This is a genomic window from Nocardia aegles, from assembly GCF_052545135.1.
In genome coordinates this window covers 1-15,013 of record NZ_JBQWRI010000022.1, presented here as the reverse complement: position 1 = coordinate 15,013, position 15,013 = coordinate 1, and the positions used below count along the sequence as shown (strand labels likewise).

The 15,013-nt window shown below is 67.4% G+C and carries 11 protein-coding genes and 1 tRNA gene; 6 read left to right on the top strand and 6 right to left on the bottom strand.

Annotation, left to right across the window (positions count from 1 at the left end; genetic code table 11):
* The 3 genes from ACT89H_RS29030 to ACT89H_RS29020 form a co-directional block, all read right to left on the bottom strand.
* Nucleotides 1–1,483 (bottom strand): non-ribosomal peptide synthetase (locus ACT89H_RS29030; protein WP_445111855.1); only part of this gene is annotated, 1,483 nt, incomplete at its 3' end.
* Nucleotides 1,484–1,775: 292 nt separating this feature from the next.
* Nucleotides 1,776–2,759, bottom strand: a complete 984-nt coding sequence (locus ACT89H_RS29025) for a DNA-binding response regulator (protein ID WP_445111854.1) — start codon at nt 2,757–2,759, stop codon at nt 1,776–1,778.
* Nucleotides 2,760–2,902: 143 nt separating this feature from the next.
* The gene (locus ACT89H_RS29020) at nt 2,903–3,775 is read right to left on the bottom strand and encodes a M23 family metallopeptidase (RefSeq protein ID WP_445111853.1); all 873 of its coding nucleotides are present in this window, start codon (nt 3,773–3,775) and stop codon (nt 2,903–2,905) included.
* 213 nt (nt 3,776–3,988) lie between these two features.
* Between ACT89H_RS29020 and ACT89H_RS29015 the strand changes: the two genes are divergently transcribed.
* The 3 genes from ACT89H_RS29015 to ACT89H_RS29005 all read left to right on the top strand — a co-directional run bounded on the left by ACT89H_RS29015 (nt 3,989) and on the right by ACT89H_RS29005 (nt 6,164).
* Entirely contained in the window at nt 3,989–5,035 is a 1,047-nt protein-coding gene (locus ACT89H_RS29015) for a nitronate monooxygenase (RefSeq protein WP_445111852.1), read from the top strand.
* A 62-nt stretch (nt 5,036–5,097) separates the two neighbouring features.
* A complete protein-coding gene (locus tag ACT89H_RS29010; RefSeq protein ID WP_445111851.1) occupies nt 5,098–5,490 on the top strand; it encodes an SCO5389 family protein in 393 nt (130 codons plus the stop codon).
* Nucleotides 5,491–5,615: 125 nt separating this feature from the next.
* Complete coding sequence (locus ACT89H_RS29005) at nt 5,616–6,164, top strand: HD domain-containing protein (RefSeq protein ID WP_445111850.1); 549 nt, start codon at nt 5,616–5,618, stop codon at nt 6,162–6,164.
* A gap of 15 nt (nt 6,165–6,179) precedes the next feature.
* Here ACT89H_RS29005 and ACT89H_RS29000 read toward each other — a convergent pair whose 3' ends face one another.
* On the bottom strand, nt 6,180–7,817 hold the full coding sequence (locus tag ACT89H_RS29000) for a long-chain fatty acid--CoA ligase (RefSeq protein ID WP_445111849.1): 1,638 nt from the start codon (nt 7,815–7,817) through the stop codon (nt 6,180–6,182).
* A 1,154-nt stretch (nt 7,818–8,971) separates the two neighbouring features.
* Between ACT89H_RS29000 and ACT89H_RS28995 the strand changes: the two genes are divergently transcribed.
* The 3 genes from ACT89H_RS28995 to ACT89H_RS28985 all read left to right on the top strand — a co-directional run bounded on the left by ACT89H_RS28995 (nt 8,972) and on the right by ACT89H_RS28985 (nt 11,310).
* On the top strand, nt 8,972–10,114 hold the full coding sequence (locus tag ACT89H_RS28995) for an acyl-CoA dehydrogenase family protein (RefSeq protein WP_445111848.1): 1,143 nt from the start codon (nt 8,972–8,974) through the stop codon (nt 10,112–10,114).
* A 238-nt stretch (nt 10,115–10,352) separates the two neighbouring features.
* A complete protein-coding gene (locus ACT89H_RS28990) occupies nt 10,353–11,144 on the top strand; it encodes a DUF1542 domain-containing protein (RefSeq protein ID WP_445111847.1) in 792 nt (263 codons plus the stop codon).
* Nucleotides 11,145–11,234: 90 nt separating this feature from the next.
* Nucleotides 11,235–11,310: transfer RNA gene (locus ACT89H_RS28985), tRNA-Arg, on the top strand.
* 289 nt (nt 11,311–11,599) lie between these two features.
* Here ACT89H_RS28985 and ACT89H_RS28980 read toward each other — a convergent pair.
* Both ACT89H_RS28980 and ACT89H_RS28975 read right to left on the bottom strand, forming a co-directional pair.
* Nucleotides 11,600–13,186 (bottom strand): recombinase family protein, encoded by a 1,587-nt coding sequence (locus ACT89H_RS28980; RefSeq protein ID WP_445111846.1) that lies wholly within the window; start codon nt 13,184–13,186, stop codon nt 11,600–11,602.
* A gap of 393 nt (nt 13,187–13,579) precedes the next feature.
* Nucleotides 13,580–15,013 (bottom strand): IS1634 family transposase (locus tag ACT89H_RS28975; RefSeq protein WP_445111845.1); only part of this gene is annotated, 1,434 nt, incomplete at its 5' end.

Here is a 15,013-nt window from a genome sequence, read left to right as displayed (position 1 = left end):
CTCCGATGTATTCGGCGAGCACACCGGTGTCCACGTCGGCGCCGGGCCGCGGCAGCACGTAGGCCACCAGGGCGGTCGCGCCCGACGGCAGCGTCTTGCCCAGGGTGGCCGCGAAGTCGACATCCGGATGGCTGGTGAGGGCGTTGTCGATCTCGCCCAGTTCGATGCGGAAACCGCGGATCTTCACCTGGAAGTCCGAGCGACCCAGGTATTCGATGGCGCCACCGTCCTGGCCGCCGGATTCGATGCGCCGTACCAGGTCACCGGTGCGGTACAGCCGCGCTCCCGGGTTGCCGCTGTCGGCGCCGAACGGGCTGGCGACGAATCGCTCCGCGGTCAGGCCCGGCCGGTTGAGGTAGCCCTGCGCCAGCGCGGGACCGGACAGATACAGCTCGCCGACCACCCCGGCAGGCACCGGGCGCAGCCGCGAGTCCAGCACGAACGCGCCGACTCCCGGGATGGCCGTGCCGATCGTGATCGGCTCGCCCGGCGTCATGGGTGGCGTGCTGGTGGCCAGGATCGTCGCCTCGGTGGGCCCGTAACCGTTGTAGAACTCACGCTCGGCCGCCCAGCGCCCGACCAGCTCCGGGCCGAACTTGTCACCGGCCACGATGACGGCCTGCAGGTCGTCGAGTCCGGCCGGATCCACCGATTCCAGGGCGCCGGGCGTGATGAGCATGTGCGTGACGTGCTCGCGTCGCAGCAAGTCCGCCAGCTCGAAACCGCCGAACACACTCGGCGGCGCGATCACCAGCGTCGCTCCGGAGGGGAAGGCCAGCAGCAGTTCCAGCACCGACACGTCGAAGTTCGGCGAGCAGACGTGCAGAACGCGCGAGTCCTCGGTCACTCCGTAGTGCTCGCGCTCCGCGGCGACCAGCCCGGCCAGACCGCTGTGGGTGACCACGACGCCCTTGGGCTTGCCGGTGGACCCGGAGGTGTAGATGACATAGGCCGGGTGCCGCTCGTCCAGCGGGCGGACCCGGTCGGTGTAGGAGATGGGATGCTCCGGGCGCGCGGCGATACGCGCGGCCTGCACCGGATCGTCCAGTTCGATCCAATACACGCCGGTGCCGAGCACCGGGCGATGCGCCGAAGTGGTCAGGCCCACCGTGGCGCCGGAGTCGGCGACGATGTGGTTGATGCGGTCGGTGGGGTAGGTCGGATCCACCGGTACGTACGCCGCGCCGGTCTTGGCGATGGCCCAGACGGCGACCACCGACTCCACGCTGCGCGAGATCCCGATGGCGACCACGTCGCCGGGCCCGACACCGCGCTCGATCAGCTCCCTGGCCAGCCGCGAGGACGCCGCGTCCAGCTCGGCGTAGGTGAGCTCCCGATCGTCGGCCGGGTCACCTGTGGGGTTGAACCGGATCGCGACCTCGGTGGCTGCGGACTCGACCGCGGCGGTCAGCAGCTGCGCGAAGAGCGGACTGCCCGACCTACGGCGACGGCTACCGCGAGCAGAGCGACGGGCGGTTTCCATTCGAGTGCATTCACCTCTCGCATCGAGCCAGGCCCGGGCAATACCCTGCTCAGGGCTTGTTATCCGAGGCCAGCGCGGACCGAGCAATCATATAAGGGGCTGACCACTGGACCCGCGCGCTGTATTGGATTGCCGCGGAGGCCGCCGGGACGGTCCGCGTCCCCCCTTGTGGCGTGCTGTCCGCTCGTCGGACACCACCCACCCCCTGGAATCGGTGTCTTGCCTGATTCCTGCCGTTATATCGGTGCGGGTACTCCCGTGTTGCAGGAACTACCCGAATCGGTGAACTTGCTCACAACCACCCGCGCCGCGTCGCCTGCACCCCCGCCTGGAACCTCGTGCTCGCTCCGAGCCGCTCCAGCAGCCGTGCGGTCCGGCGGACCACCGTGCGCCGGGACATTCCGAGTCGCCGCGCGATGGTGTCGTCGGTCGCGCCCAGTCCCATCAGGGTCAAGATCGCGCGATCGCGTTCGTCCAGTGCCTCGGCGGCCGGGTTCACCGAGATCGGCGCGGCCATCGTCCACAACACGTCGAAGGTCTTGATCAACAATTCGAGCGTGGGCGAGCCGGTGACGCGCAAACCCATCGGGTCGGGCCTGCGTTCGTCGGCGTGCAGCACCAGGCCGGCCCGCTCGTCGTCGCTGATGATCAGTTTGAACGGCGGCTCCGGCAACGTTCTGGCCTGCGCACCGCCCGCGTTGGTGGACAGCGCGTGCCGCAGGCGCTCGGGGTCCTGATAGACGGTGTCCTGGTACAAGGTCTGGTAGCGGATACCCTCGGCGAGCCTGCTCCGTTTGAGCTCGAACAGCCGGTGCTCACGCTCGGGATCGCTGAGATAGGGCCCGCGTTCGACCAGTTTGACGCAGCTGCGCGCGCCGGTCTGCATCTCCTCGAAATCCGCCAGCATCTCCAGCCGTTCGTATACCGGCACCACCGCGCCGTTGCCGCGGGGCGAGCGGCGCACCGAACGGAACGTCTCGCTCAATCGGGCTGCGGTGGCATGCATCTGGTTGATCTCCTGCTGCCTGCGCCGTGCCTCGGCTTCGGACAACGATTCCGGCGCGTGCGCGTCCCATCGCGGTTCGCCGTCGGGCGACTCGATGCGGACCGCGGCGTGCAATGCGCACAGCACGTCCAGTGAGTCCGCGGCGAGATCTTCCGAAACACCCAGGTACTGAGCGATATCGGTGAGACTCGACCGCGGATGGTGCACCAGCACGGCGTAAACGCGGCCGTGCGGTGACCCAGGCTCGAAGATGTCGCCCAGCTCGATCACGGCCCGAGCCTAGCGACCGACCGGTGCCCATGGGGTAGCTCTACGAGAGCCGGCTGCGAACCGCCGCCCGCGTCACCTGGACGCGACAGGCTTCGCTGCCCGCACCCGTACGCTGATCGGAATATCAAGCCGGACAGGGAATGTCAGTGCCCGGACGGGCCCCACTCCAGGGGCACGCCCTTCGCGGCCAGGTAGGGCATCGGGTCGATCTTGGTGCCGGACTGGTCCCAGATCTCAAGGTGCAGATGCGGACCGGTGGACTGACCCCGGTTGCCGACGGTGGCGATCACGTCACCCGCGTTCACCCGCTGGCCCGCGTGCACGAACATTTCGTTCACGTGGCCGTAGACCGCGGTGGTGCCGTCGTCCTGTAGCACCCGAACCCACAGACCGAAACCGGAGGCGGGACCCGCCTCGATGACGGTGCCGTTGCTGACCGAGTGGATCGGCGCGCCCAGCGAGTCGGCGAAATCGAGGCCGTAATGCATAGCGCCCCAGCGGCTGCCGAAGCCGGAGCTGATCTGGCCGGCCACCGGGCGCACCGCGGGCGCCGGAGCGACCTGCTGCTGCACGCCCTTGAGGGCCTCCTCGGCTTGCGCCAAGGGACCGGCGAGCTCCGGGGGAAGATTGGGGATGCCGAACGGCGCGGCGACCGGGGCGGCGATCTGGCCCGCGACCGCGGCGGGCTCCGCCACGGGCTGCGCGACCGGCGCGGCGGCGGCCTTCGCCTCGGCGATCGGCAGGATGCTCGTACCCTTCACGGTGGTCGGCGCGGCCTGCGTCTCTTCGTCGGCGTCGTGTGAACCGGGCAGCAACGGCGACGCGTAGGCGAGCGCGGGAGCGACCTGGCCGGCAGCGCCGATCAGGGCCCCCGCGGCCACCGCGGCGGTGGCGGCGGCCTTGACTCGTTCGGTAGCGGACGGCTCGGCGCGGTGCCGCGTGGGACGGCCCGTTTCGCCCTCGCCGAGGAGGCTCTGGACGGTAATGGAACTGGGGCCTACACGGTGCTGCGACAAAGCTGAATCCTCGGTAATACAACAGGGTCCGGGATGCCGGAGCCCGGGCCGAAGCGGGTCGATAACGATCCGATGAAGCCGGGCGGATAACGGTTTGGCATCCGTTGTGACGGGAACTCTACCGCGTCGTGACCATTCCGCAACCTTTGGTGGAAGAACACTGCTGAGACCCGGGTCACATATCCAAATGCGCGGATAAGAGACAATCGCACCGTGATCATCGACGACCTGGACATTCCGATCGCGCTCGCCCCGCTGGCGGGCGGCCCATCCACCCCCGAGCTGACCGCCGCGGTGGCCGAGGCGGGCGGTTTCGGACAGCTGGCCGCCGGTTATCTGAGCGCCGCCGACACCGCCGCGCGGATCGCGGCGACCCGCGCGGCCACCGGCAAACCGTTCGGCGTGAACCTGTTCGTGCCCGGCCTTCCGACTCCCGCCGCCGATCTGGCGGACTATCTGGCCGAACTCGGCGCCGAACACCAGCTCGGAGATCCACGCTTCGACACCGACGACTGGGACGCCAAGCTGGAGCTCCTCCTCGCCGACCCGGTCGCGGCCGTGTCGTTCACCTTCGGCTGCCCGAGCGCCGTGGACATCGAACGACTGCACGCCGCCGGTTCCGAAGTCTGGCTCACCGTCACCTCGGTCGCCGAGGCGCGCATCGCGGTCGAGGCGGGCGCCGACGTCCTCATCGCCCAGGGCGCGGAGGCGGGCGGACATCGCGCGACGTTCACTGATCGACCCGCCGACGACGCCACCGACCCGCTCGGCCTGCTGGCGCTGCTGCAATTGCTCACCGCCGCCACCGACCGGCCGATAGTGGCCTCCGGTGGTCTCACGACGGGCGCGGGCATCGCCGCCGCGCTCGCGGCGGGCGCCGCGGCCGCGCAACTGGGCACGGCGTTCCTGCGCTGCCCCGAAGCGGGCACCAGCCAGGCGCACCGCGCCGCGCTTGCCACCGACACCCCGACGATGCTCACACGCGCGTTCACCGGACGCAGGGCACGCGGGCTGCGCAACCGATTCCTGCTGCGGCACACCGCCACCGCGCCGACCGGCTACCCCGAGATCCACTACGCCACCGCCCCGCTGCGAGCCGCAGCACGGGCGGCGGGCAACCCCGACCAGATCAACCTCTGGGCGGGCCAAACCCATGAGCTCGCACCGGAGCTACCCGCGGGCGAATTGGTCGCGGCGCTGGCCGCCGACACGAAAGCGGCACTGGAAAAAGCATTTTCACGCCGAATCCAGTGTTATTGACAACGACTTTCGTTTAGACTTCAGTGGCATCGCATCGACGTCCAGCACTGGAGGAGAGCGCCATGTCCCTTGATGTCCCCACCGCAGTTCTCGAACGCGCCGAACGCGGCGAGGTCGACGACGCCGACTTCGTCGAGGTCGTGCGCAATTCACTGCCCTACGCCTGGGAAGTAGTCAGCCGCGTAGCCGGTGAACTGCGTTCCGGCACGGCGGAATTCGCCGACAACACGATCGCGCCGCCCGACGACGTAGCGCGCGGACAACTGCTGCGCGCTATGGCTTCCGACGCGATTCGCGGTGGCCTGGAGCGGCACTTCGGTGTGAAGCTCGCCTTCCAGAACTGCCACCGCGTCGCCGCGTTCCCGCTCTCCGCGGTCGGCGGCGAGACCTACACCACATTCATCGGCACCCGGGCCCAGCTGCTCAACCAGAGCCCGGAACTGCGCAACTGCTGATCCACGAACCGAACACCCGGCGCGGCAAACCCTTTGCCCCGCGCCGGGTGTTCTCGCGTAAGCGCCGCCGCGCACCGCGCGTCGCCGCCGTCCGCCCCGGCCGTCTGCGCGTAGGGTGAACCGCTATGAGCAGCAACGATCTTCGCGCCGAGGTCGAGGCCAGGCTCGCGCCGTGGCAACAACAGCTCGGGGCCGACCGCACCGCCTACACCAACCATGTGCTGCGCGTCCTGACGCTGTGCGATCTCCTGGCCGCCGACCGGCAAACCCCGCCGAGCACCCGCGAGGAATTCTTGACCGCGGCTGTCCTGCACGACATCGGCATCTGGTCGGCGGGCAGCTTCGACTACCTCGCCCCCTCGTGCGACCAGGCGCGCGCCTGGCTGGCGAGCATCGACCGCGACGACCTCACCGGACTGGTGGTGGCGATGATCGACCAGCACCACAAGATTCGCCCGGCGGGCCCGCCGCACGACCCGGTCGAGATCTTCCGGCGCGCCGACGCGATCGATGTCGAACTCGGCGTACTCGGCCGGTTCGGCATCTCCCGCGGAACCTACCGCGAACTGGCGAAGCGCTATCCGAACCAGGGTTTCCACCGCAGGCTCGTGTCCCTGGCCGCGCGGCGGCTGCGCAGCCACCCCACCTCACCACTGCCGATGCTGAAGTGGTGACGCGGGGCAGCGACGTCAGGCGAGGGTGGTGATGTTCAGTTCGCCGTCAGCGTATTGGCTGCGCAGCCGCTTCTTGTCGAACTTGCCCACGCTGGTCTTGGGGACTTCGGCGATGAAGGTCCAGTGTTCCGGCAGCTGCCATTTGGCGAACTTGTCGGCGAGGAACTCGCGCAACTGCTCCGGCTTCACCTCGGCGCCCTCGGCCAGCACGATCGCCACCAACGGACGCTCGTCCCATTTCTCATCCGGCACGCCGATCACGGCCGCCTCGGCCACCGCCGGGTGCTCGACCACCGCGTTCTCCAGATCCACCGAGGAGATCCACTCCCCACCGGACTTGATCACGTCCTTGGAGCGGTCCACCAGCGTGAGATAACCGTCGGGGCTGATCTTGCCGACGTCACCGGTGCGCAGCCAGCCGTCGTCGAACTTCTCCGGATCGATCACCGTGCCGTCCGGCGAATAGTAGGAGCCGGTGATCCACGGACCACGCACTTGCAACTCGCCCAGCGACACACCGTCGTTCGGGACCACGCCGTCGTCGCCGACCAGACGCGCCTGCACACCGGCCGGGAAACGCCCCTGGGTCACCCGGTAGGCCCACTTCTGCTCGTCGGTGACCGCGGTCGCGGGCGGGTGCGCCACGCTGCCCAGCGGCGAGGTCTCGGTCATACCCCAGGCGTGCAGCACCCGCACGCCGTGCTCGTCCTCGAAGGTCCGCATCATCGACGGCGGCACGGCCGAGCCGCCCACCACCACCGCGCGCAGATGCGTGATGTCCTGCGGCTTCGCCGCCAGCCCGGCCAGCACGCCGCCCCAGATGGTGGGCACCGCGGCGGCGAAGGTCGGCTTCTGCGCGGCCATCACCTCCAGCAGCGGACCCGGCTGCAGGAAGCGGTCCGGCATCAGCAGATTCGCTCCCGTCATCAGCGCCGCGTACGGCAGGCCCCACGCGTTCGCGTGGAACAACGGCACGATCGCCAGAATGGTGTCGGTACCGTGCAAGCCCATCCCGTTGTTCGCGGCCACCTGCATCGCGTGCAGCCAGTTCGAACGATGCGAATACACCACGCCCTTCGGATCACCCGTGGTGCCGGAGGTGTAACACATCGCCGCGGCAGCGCGCTCGTCGATCACCGGGAAGTCGTAGGTGTCCGGCTGCGCCCCGAGCAACTCCGGGTAGGAGTGCACCCGCACGCCCTCGGGCGCGGTGAGGGTGGCCGCGTCGCCATTGACCACGATCACGTGGCGCACCGTCGTCAGGTGCGGCAGGATCTGGCCGAACAACGGCACCAGCGTGCCGTCCACCAGTACCACCTGGTCCTCGGCGTGGTTGGTCACATACACGACCTGCTCGGGGAACAACCGGATGTTCAACGCGTGCAGCACCGCGCCCATCGCGGGCACCGCGATATAGGCGACCAGATGCTCGTTGTTGTTCCACATGAACGTGCCCACCCGGTCACCCACCCCGATGCCAAGCCCGCGCAACGCGTTCGCCAACCGCGCCGATTCGGCGCCGACCTCCCGATAAGTCATGGTGCGCACACCGGTGCCGGTCCACGTGGACACGGTCGAATCCCCAGCGAACGTCGATGCGTAGCGCAGCAACGTCGCCAACGACAACGGCTCGTCCTGCATGGTGCTCAACATCGGAACTCCTTTTTCTTCGGTGACTTCCCGTCAGAAAGCCAAGTCGGTTTCGGCCACCTTCGGAAACTCCGGCGGGATACAAGTCGGTCTGCCACTGGTGAGCAAGGCGCACGACAGTGCGCGCTCGGGATCGGCCCACGCCACCCTTTCCAGTGCAGCCCGGATGGCCGACGGCGCGGCGGGTGTCGGAATCTGTGTGCGCTCGGCATGGTCGCGAGCAAGGTCGACTTCGGCCCGATCCGTCTCCGGGCCGTGGGACGCGACGGCCTCCGAATCTTTCGGGGTGTGCCTGCGCAGCATCAGGCCGAGGAGCTCAGGGCAAGTCGGTACGCGCGCCGGCATGGTTCAGCACGCGTCGACCATGAGCCACATCACACGTGGGATGCTACCCAACGGTAGACCGCCTGGGGCAGGGGCGACGAAAGACCGTGCGCATCCATCCGATGGCATACGCCATCAATTCCCTCGGGTCAGCTCGTAGCGGGACTTCGATGCCTCAGGTTCCAGGCGGCCCGGGGACCGCGATTTCGGTATTCGTCGAGTAGGCGTGCACCCCGGCCGACTCGAGCGCGGGAACCACATGGGCATGAGCCGGCCTCGTGCGCGACGCGATGCGCGTCCGTCGGGCGACGGCCAGTGCGAGGTCGGCGTGTAGCCGGTAACCGATCCATCTGATCATGCCGGTGTGCCGGCGGCACCCCCTGCGTTGCCGCCGACACATCGGTCGTCCCCGACTCCCGACCATCTTCTGTCTTAGTCGAGTGTGGCGTCAGTGCGCCAGGTGAGCGGAGCGATATCACCCGAATGAGACAAACCCAATCGGCATGATTCCCGAGATTTGCGCCACCCACTCGACAGAACGGCGATGACCAGCACAAATGTCGCGGCGTCCGCAGACGGTTCATGCACACCTGTACACACGGCTGCACGTGCAGCATCGGTCGACGTAAGCGTGCCTGCACTCGATCGCGCTCGGCTACGGGCTGGCCGAGCAAAGCATTCCGCACCGAACTCGTCGTCTTCGCCGAAATCTCGTCCGTACTGTGCTGTCCCGCCGCCCTCACCAGCACGGCCGATATCGCCGAGCCGACACCCGGTGACGCCCGGTTACTGTGAATCACGAGAGACGCACCGAGCACCGTGGAGTAGACGAGATGCCAGTGGACCGTATGCTGCCCACCCCCGAGGCCAGAGACCTGCTGGAACTGACCCGCGACATCGCCGACAAGGTGCTCGAACCGCGCGTGGCCGAGTGTGAGAAGACCGGGATCTTTCCCGATGGCGTCTTCCCCGCGCTGGGCGCCGCGGGGCTGCTCAGTCTGCCGTATCCCGAGGAGTACGGCGGCGGCGCGCAGCCCTACGAGGTGTACCTCCAGGTGCTCGAGGAACTCGCCGCCCGCTGGGCCGCTGTCGCCGTCGCCGTCAGCGTGCACAGCCTGTCCTGCCACCCGTTGTTCACCTTCGGCACCGAGGAGCAGAAGCAACGCTGGCTGGCCGACATGCTGTCCGGCGCGACCGTCGGCGCCTACAGCTTGTCCGAGCCGCACGCTGGTTCCGACGCGGCCGCGCTGCGCTGCCGCGCCACCCATGTCGATGGTGGCTATCGGATCACCGGCGCCAAGGCCTGGATCACCAACGGTGGCCGCGCCGACTTCTACACCCTGTTCGCCCGCACCGGCGAAGGTTCCCGCGGCATCTCCTGCTTCCTGGTCCCCAGCGACACCGCGGGACTCAGCTTCGGCAAGCCCGAGGAGAAGATGGGCTTGCGCGCGGTGCCCACCACCACCGCCGCCTATGACGACGCGTTCCTGCCGGAAGAACGGCGTGTCGGCGCGGAGGGGCAGGGGCTCTCGATCGCCTTCAGCGCTCTGGACTCCGGCCGCCTCGGCATCGCCGCGGTCGCCACCGGTCTGGCGCAGCGCGCCCTCGACGAGGCCGTCGCGTACGCCAAGGAGCGAGAAGCGTTCGGCCGCCACATCATCGACCACCAGGGACTCGGTTTCGTCCTCGCCGACATGGCGGCCGCGGTCGACTCCGCCCGCGCCACCTACCTCGACGCCGCCCGCCGCCGCGACGCGGGGCTGCCGTACTCGCGCCAGGCCAGCGTCGCCAAGCTCGTCGCCACCGACGCCGCCATGAAGGTCACCACCGACGCGGTCCAGGTCTTCGGCGGCTACGGCTACACCCAGGACTTCCCGGTCGAGCGCTACATGCGCGAAGCCAAAGTGATGCAGATCTTCGAAGGCACCAACCAGATCCAGCGTCTGGTCATCGCACGTCAACTCGCCGGGAACTGATGGCCCAGGTGGCCGGAAATGCCGATTGAACGACCGCGGATGCTGCTACCGCAACGTCTCCGGCCATATCACCGACAACCGGCCCGGCGCGCCCTACCGCCGGAAGGCCGGGACTTTGGACCCCGCCGACCACGACGCGGCACAGACACCGGCCGCAGCGCCTTACCGCACACTCAGCGAGACCTCAGCAAGCCGACAGTAAACTGGCATTGTCCGAGATCTCGCGGAAGAGGTGCCCATGTTGTGGCTGCTTATCGCCTTAATACTCGGCGCGCTGATCGTCTTACTGATATGGCAGTCACAACAGAGCGAACAGCGTAGAGCCACCGAACTCGCCGACGGGCTCGCCGAGGCCAGGCAAGTGAACGAACGGCTGGGCGGCCAGGTCTACAGCCTCTCCGGCAGCAACGACGCCGCCACGCAGGCACTCGCCGACGCCTCCGAACGGCATCTCGCGGCAGGCGCCCAACTCGACCAGGCCCGCACACCCGCGCAGGCACGGCTCGCGAAGCAGACCGCGCTGGAAGGGCTCTACTACATCAGGGCCGCACGGACCGCGATGAACATGGACCCGGGCCCCGCGATCCCCGGACTCGACGGCCAGGACGCCGCGGGGCAGGTCACCGAGAAGCGCGCGGTCGAATACCAGGGCAGGCAGATCACGGCCGCACCCGAACCCTCGTCGTCGACGCCGAACTACTATCCCGGCGGCCGAGTGGCCGGACGTCCGGTACCCGCCGGCTGGTATTCCGAGCCCTGGTGGAAGCCCGCGATGGTCGCAGGCGCCTGGGGCCTCGGCTCAGCCCTGCTGTTCACGTCCCTGTTCTCCGGGATGTCCGGAGTGGGCTACGACGCCCACGGCTTCGAGAGCGGCTACGGCGAAGGCTTCCAAGACGGACCGGCCGCGGACGACGGCGGCTACGACCAGGGCGGGGACTACTCCGGCGGCTATGACGGTGGGGGCTACGACGGTGGGGGCTACGACGACAGCGGCGGATTCGACGGAGGATTCGACGGCGGCGGCTTCTGATCCTCACCACCGCCCTGGGACAGCGATGCGGACTCCCGGCCCGATACCCGGTAGACTGCGAACGTCCCGGGCGCAGAGCCCACCTAGCAAGCCTTCGTAGCTCAGGGGATAGAGCACCGCTCTCCTAAAGCGGGTGTCGCAGGTTCGAATCCTGCCGAGGGCACCACCAACATGGGCAACTTTTTCAGTTGTTGCCCTACCTGTGACGGACCGTGTGCTGGTTTGGTTTGATGCTGGCGGCGGCTCGACGGTGGGTTCCGGGGGTGCAAGTGCGGTCAGCGCGGCGGTGGCTTGTGCGGCGACGGGGAGTGTCTCCGTGGTCAGTGTGGCGTGGATGGTGGCACGTTTGGCGTTGTGGTCGTAGACGATCTTGAGACCGAACGCCTCGTACAGGTCGCGTTGCAGGGCGTCGGGGGCGTTGGTGAGTTGCAGCGCGAGTCGGGGTAGGTCTTCGATCAGGTCGGGCTCGTTCGGTGGTCGTCGGGCGGCCTGTTCGCGCAGTGCCTCCAGACGGTGTTCTTGGTTCGGCGTTCGTGTTCGAGTTCGGCGAACCGGTGACGCAGTCGTCCGGCCCAGGCGTCAGCTGTCTCGTCACCGCTGGAGAAGCTGCGGGATTCGCGCTCGTCGAGGAGGTTGTTCTGACGGCGGGTGATCTCGGCGACCGTCTTCTCGATCGCGGCGATCTGCTGTTCGATGTCGTCGCGGTCGCTGGAGTCGTGGTCGCGTAGTTGGTGGCGTAGCAGCGTGGCGCGGTCGGGGCCGAACACGCGCTCGTTGAAGAAGGTTTGTACGCATTCCAGTAGCGCGTCTTCGCGCACGTACACCGTCGGGGGGTGATCGGCGTACGCCTCGGGGTTGCCGACGCGGTCGAGTTGCGGCTGGCAGGTGTAGTAGCCGTAGCCCTTTCGGGTTTTGCCGAACATCCGTTTGTGGCATTGCTGGTGGTGCACGTAGTAGCGCAGCACGTAGGTGCGGATGGTGGCGGGATGGGAATTCTTGCCGCCCATCCGCGATCCTTGCCGGATGGTGCGCTTTGCCTGTACCGCTTCCCACATTTCGCGGGTGACGAGTGGTTCGTGGGTGGGCTCGGGTGACCAGACCCATTTCTCGGGTGGGTTGAGCTTGCCGCCTTTCTTGGTGGCTCGCCGGTTCCACACCATGTAGCCGGTGTATTTGGGGTTGATGAGGATCTCGCGCACCGACGATCGCGTCCAGCATCCCCGGGCTCGCTCGGGCCGGTTCGGTTGCGGGGGCGGGTAGCGGTCGAGGTCGACGTTTAACCGCGCCGCGATCACTTCGTAGGCGAGGTGTTCGTCGTGTCGCATTTGGAAGATCCGCACGACCGCCGGTGCGCGTTCGGGGTCCACGACGAGTCGGGATTTGGTGCGTCCCTCTTCTCGTTTGGCCGCGACCGGGTGCGGGACCCGCTGGTTAAGGTAGCCGTAGAGTGGTTTGCCAATGTTCCAGCCTTGTTTGGCGTGTTCGCGGTAGCCCTCCCAGGACTGTTCGAGAGTGTGGCGCAGGAACCATTCGGCCACAGCTTGTTTCATGCGCCGCACCAGGATCTGGGTGGCGCGTTTCTCCGACAGCGAGATCGGCCCCTCATCTGCGGCGTACAGCGGCACGCCAACAGTTTCCAATTCGTGTTCGAGCTGAGTGGACTGATGGGTCCACCGCGCGGCGCGTTCGATCTCCTCCACCACCACCGCCTCGAACCGACGATTGGGGTGGCGCGCTTCGGCCAGCAGGTCGGCCAATCCCCCGTCGCGGGGAATCGGGATGTCGAACGCCTCGTGCGCGTTGCCGCGACCGCGCTGTTCGAGGTCCTTGCGGGAGGACTCCACATCGTAGAAGAACGCGACAATCACGAACCCAGGCGGGAGGACTTTGCGGCAGTTGTCGAGCTGGCGTGGCAGCGACAGGGTCGGGTCCTGCAAATCCCGGGTCGAAGTGCGCAGGAACACCGCGACCGGGACCGGGGACCCACCACCCATCCCGAGCAGACCAGGGCTGCCGGGTCCGACGAATGCGGGCAGGCTCATGCCGCCTCCTGCTCACCGTCGGCGGTGATGGCGTCGAGATCGACCAGCTCGGCGGGCGAGGCAGGCGAATCATCGAATCGCATGCCTCCGCGGAGCAGTGCCGCAGCCGTGGCAATGGGAAGCGCTGTGACGGCGACGGTGTCGACCAGAAGGCCCTCGTGCCTACATAGGCGGCCCTCGCGGAGTCCTTTCGCGCGTAGTCGCGCCTACCCCGGCAGGCTCATCCGTGCCGGTGGAGTGGATGGCGCATCGTCTATGACCGGGTACAGCCCGTGCGAGTAGCGGTGACCGCCCCCTCCGGCTACGACACGCTCACATGGTCGCTACAGAGTCACTGGGTACATCACTCTGCTGGACCTGGGTTGCACAGGTTTAGTGACCCACTTCTGGTCGTCACGGGTGCGGAATGCCGAGGGCGGTGAGGATTTCGGCGGCTTCACGACCGATCGGGTCGGCAGCGAGGTGCCGATGGCCTGCGATAATAACGGTGATCTCTTGTAGCGGCCGTAGCACTCGGACCAGGCGGGCGATGCTGATTCCGGTGGATTCTTGCAGGTAGCGGGCAACAGCGAGGGCGGTGAACACGATCGTCAAGTGCGCTTCGATCGCGTCGCGGGTGCGGTGGAACATCGGGCGAGCCTTCAAATCGGTTTTCGACATGCGAAACGACCGCTCGACCTGCCACAGGTCGTGGTATTTGCCGATTACCTCGCCTGCGGTCATCGCTTCGGCGGGAATGTTGGTGACGTACCCTTTCAACCCGACCAGCGACCGTGCCCGGGCCAGGGAAACCTCGTCCAGGGATCGGTCGGTGCCAGCTATTTTCACGAACCGGGTCGATTTCGCGGGTTTGCTGCCATCGACCGCGGCCCTCGCCCGCGTTTCTTGGGCGTTGAGGGTGATCGTGTCACGGCGCGCGCGTGCTGTGCTGTAGTGCCAGACCGCCCGCCACGCTTTCTCGTTATCGTGGGTCCAGACGGGCTCGGCGCGGGTGGCGATGGTGTTGACCATGGTCCCGGCGCGTCGGGGTGTGACGGTATCGATGAGCTGTCCGTCGATGAAATGGTCTCCGTGCCAATGGAAATGGGAAGCCAGGTCACCAGGCGCTTTGACTTGGCGCGACCCGACGATGAATCCGCAGCCAGCGTCATCGAGTGCGGTCAGGTTGGTCACTGACAGCATTCCGGCGTCGGCGGCGATCACCAGTTCGGTGTTGGTCAGGTCGTGGCGGTCCCGGAAGGCGGTGATGATCGGGATGATGGTGGTGGTTTCGGCGGTGTTGCCTTCGAAACACCCGATTTCCAGCGGGAATCCGTTGCGATCGACAAGCAGTCCCACGACTATTTGCGGGTCGACGCGACGTTCTTTGGAATAGCCGACTTTGCGGAGGCCGTCTTCGGTGTCGGCCTCGAAATATAGGGTGGTGACGTCGTAGATGATGAGCGAGAGTCCGCCGCTTCGCCCGGCGTGAGCGAAACAGGCGGTGGCGATCTGGTCACGGTAATCGCGTGTGGCACAACGGATTAGCGCGTTGACATAGGTGTTTCGGTGTGCTGGTGTCATGCCGAGGTCGGCGACAACGCGAGTGGAATCGGTCATCGAGGTCGGTTCCACCAGCCGCGCTAGGACCAACTGGAAGAATGCCTCGTCATCGATGGCGTCGAAACCGAGGTCGCGCCAGCCCGTAGTGATCGCCTCGGTCAACCATCGAGCACGTTTTCCGGTGATCGGCGCTACCCCCGGCGCGGTGGAGTCGATACCCAGGTGCAGCATCTGTTGTCCGGCACGGAGTTTCGCTTGCGCGATGTCAATCAACGCCGCCAGTTC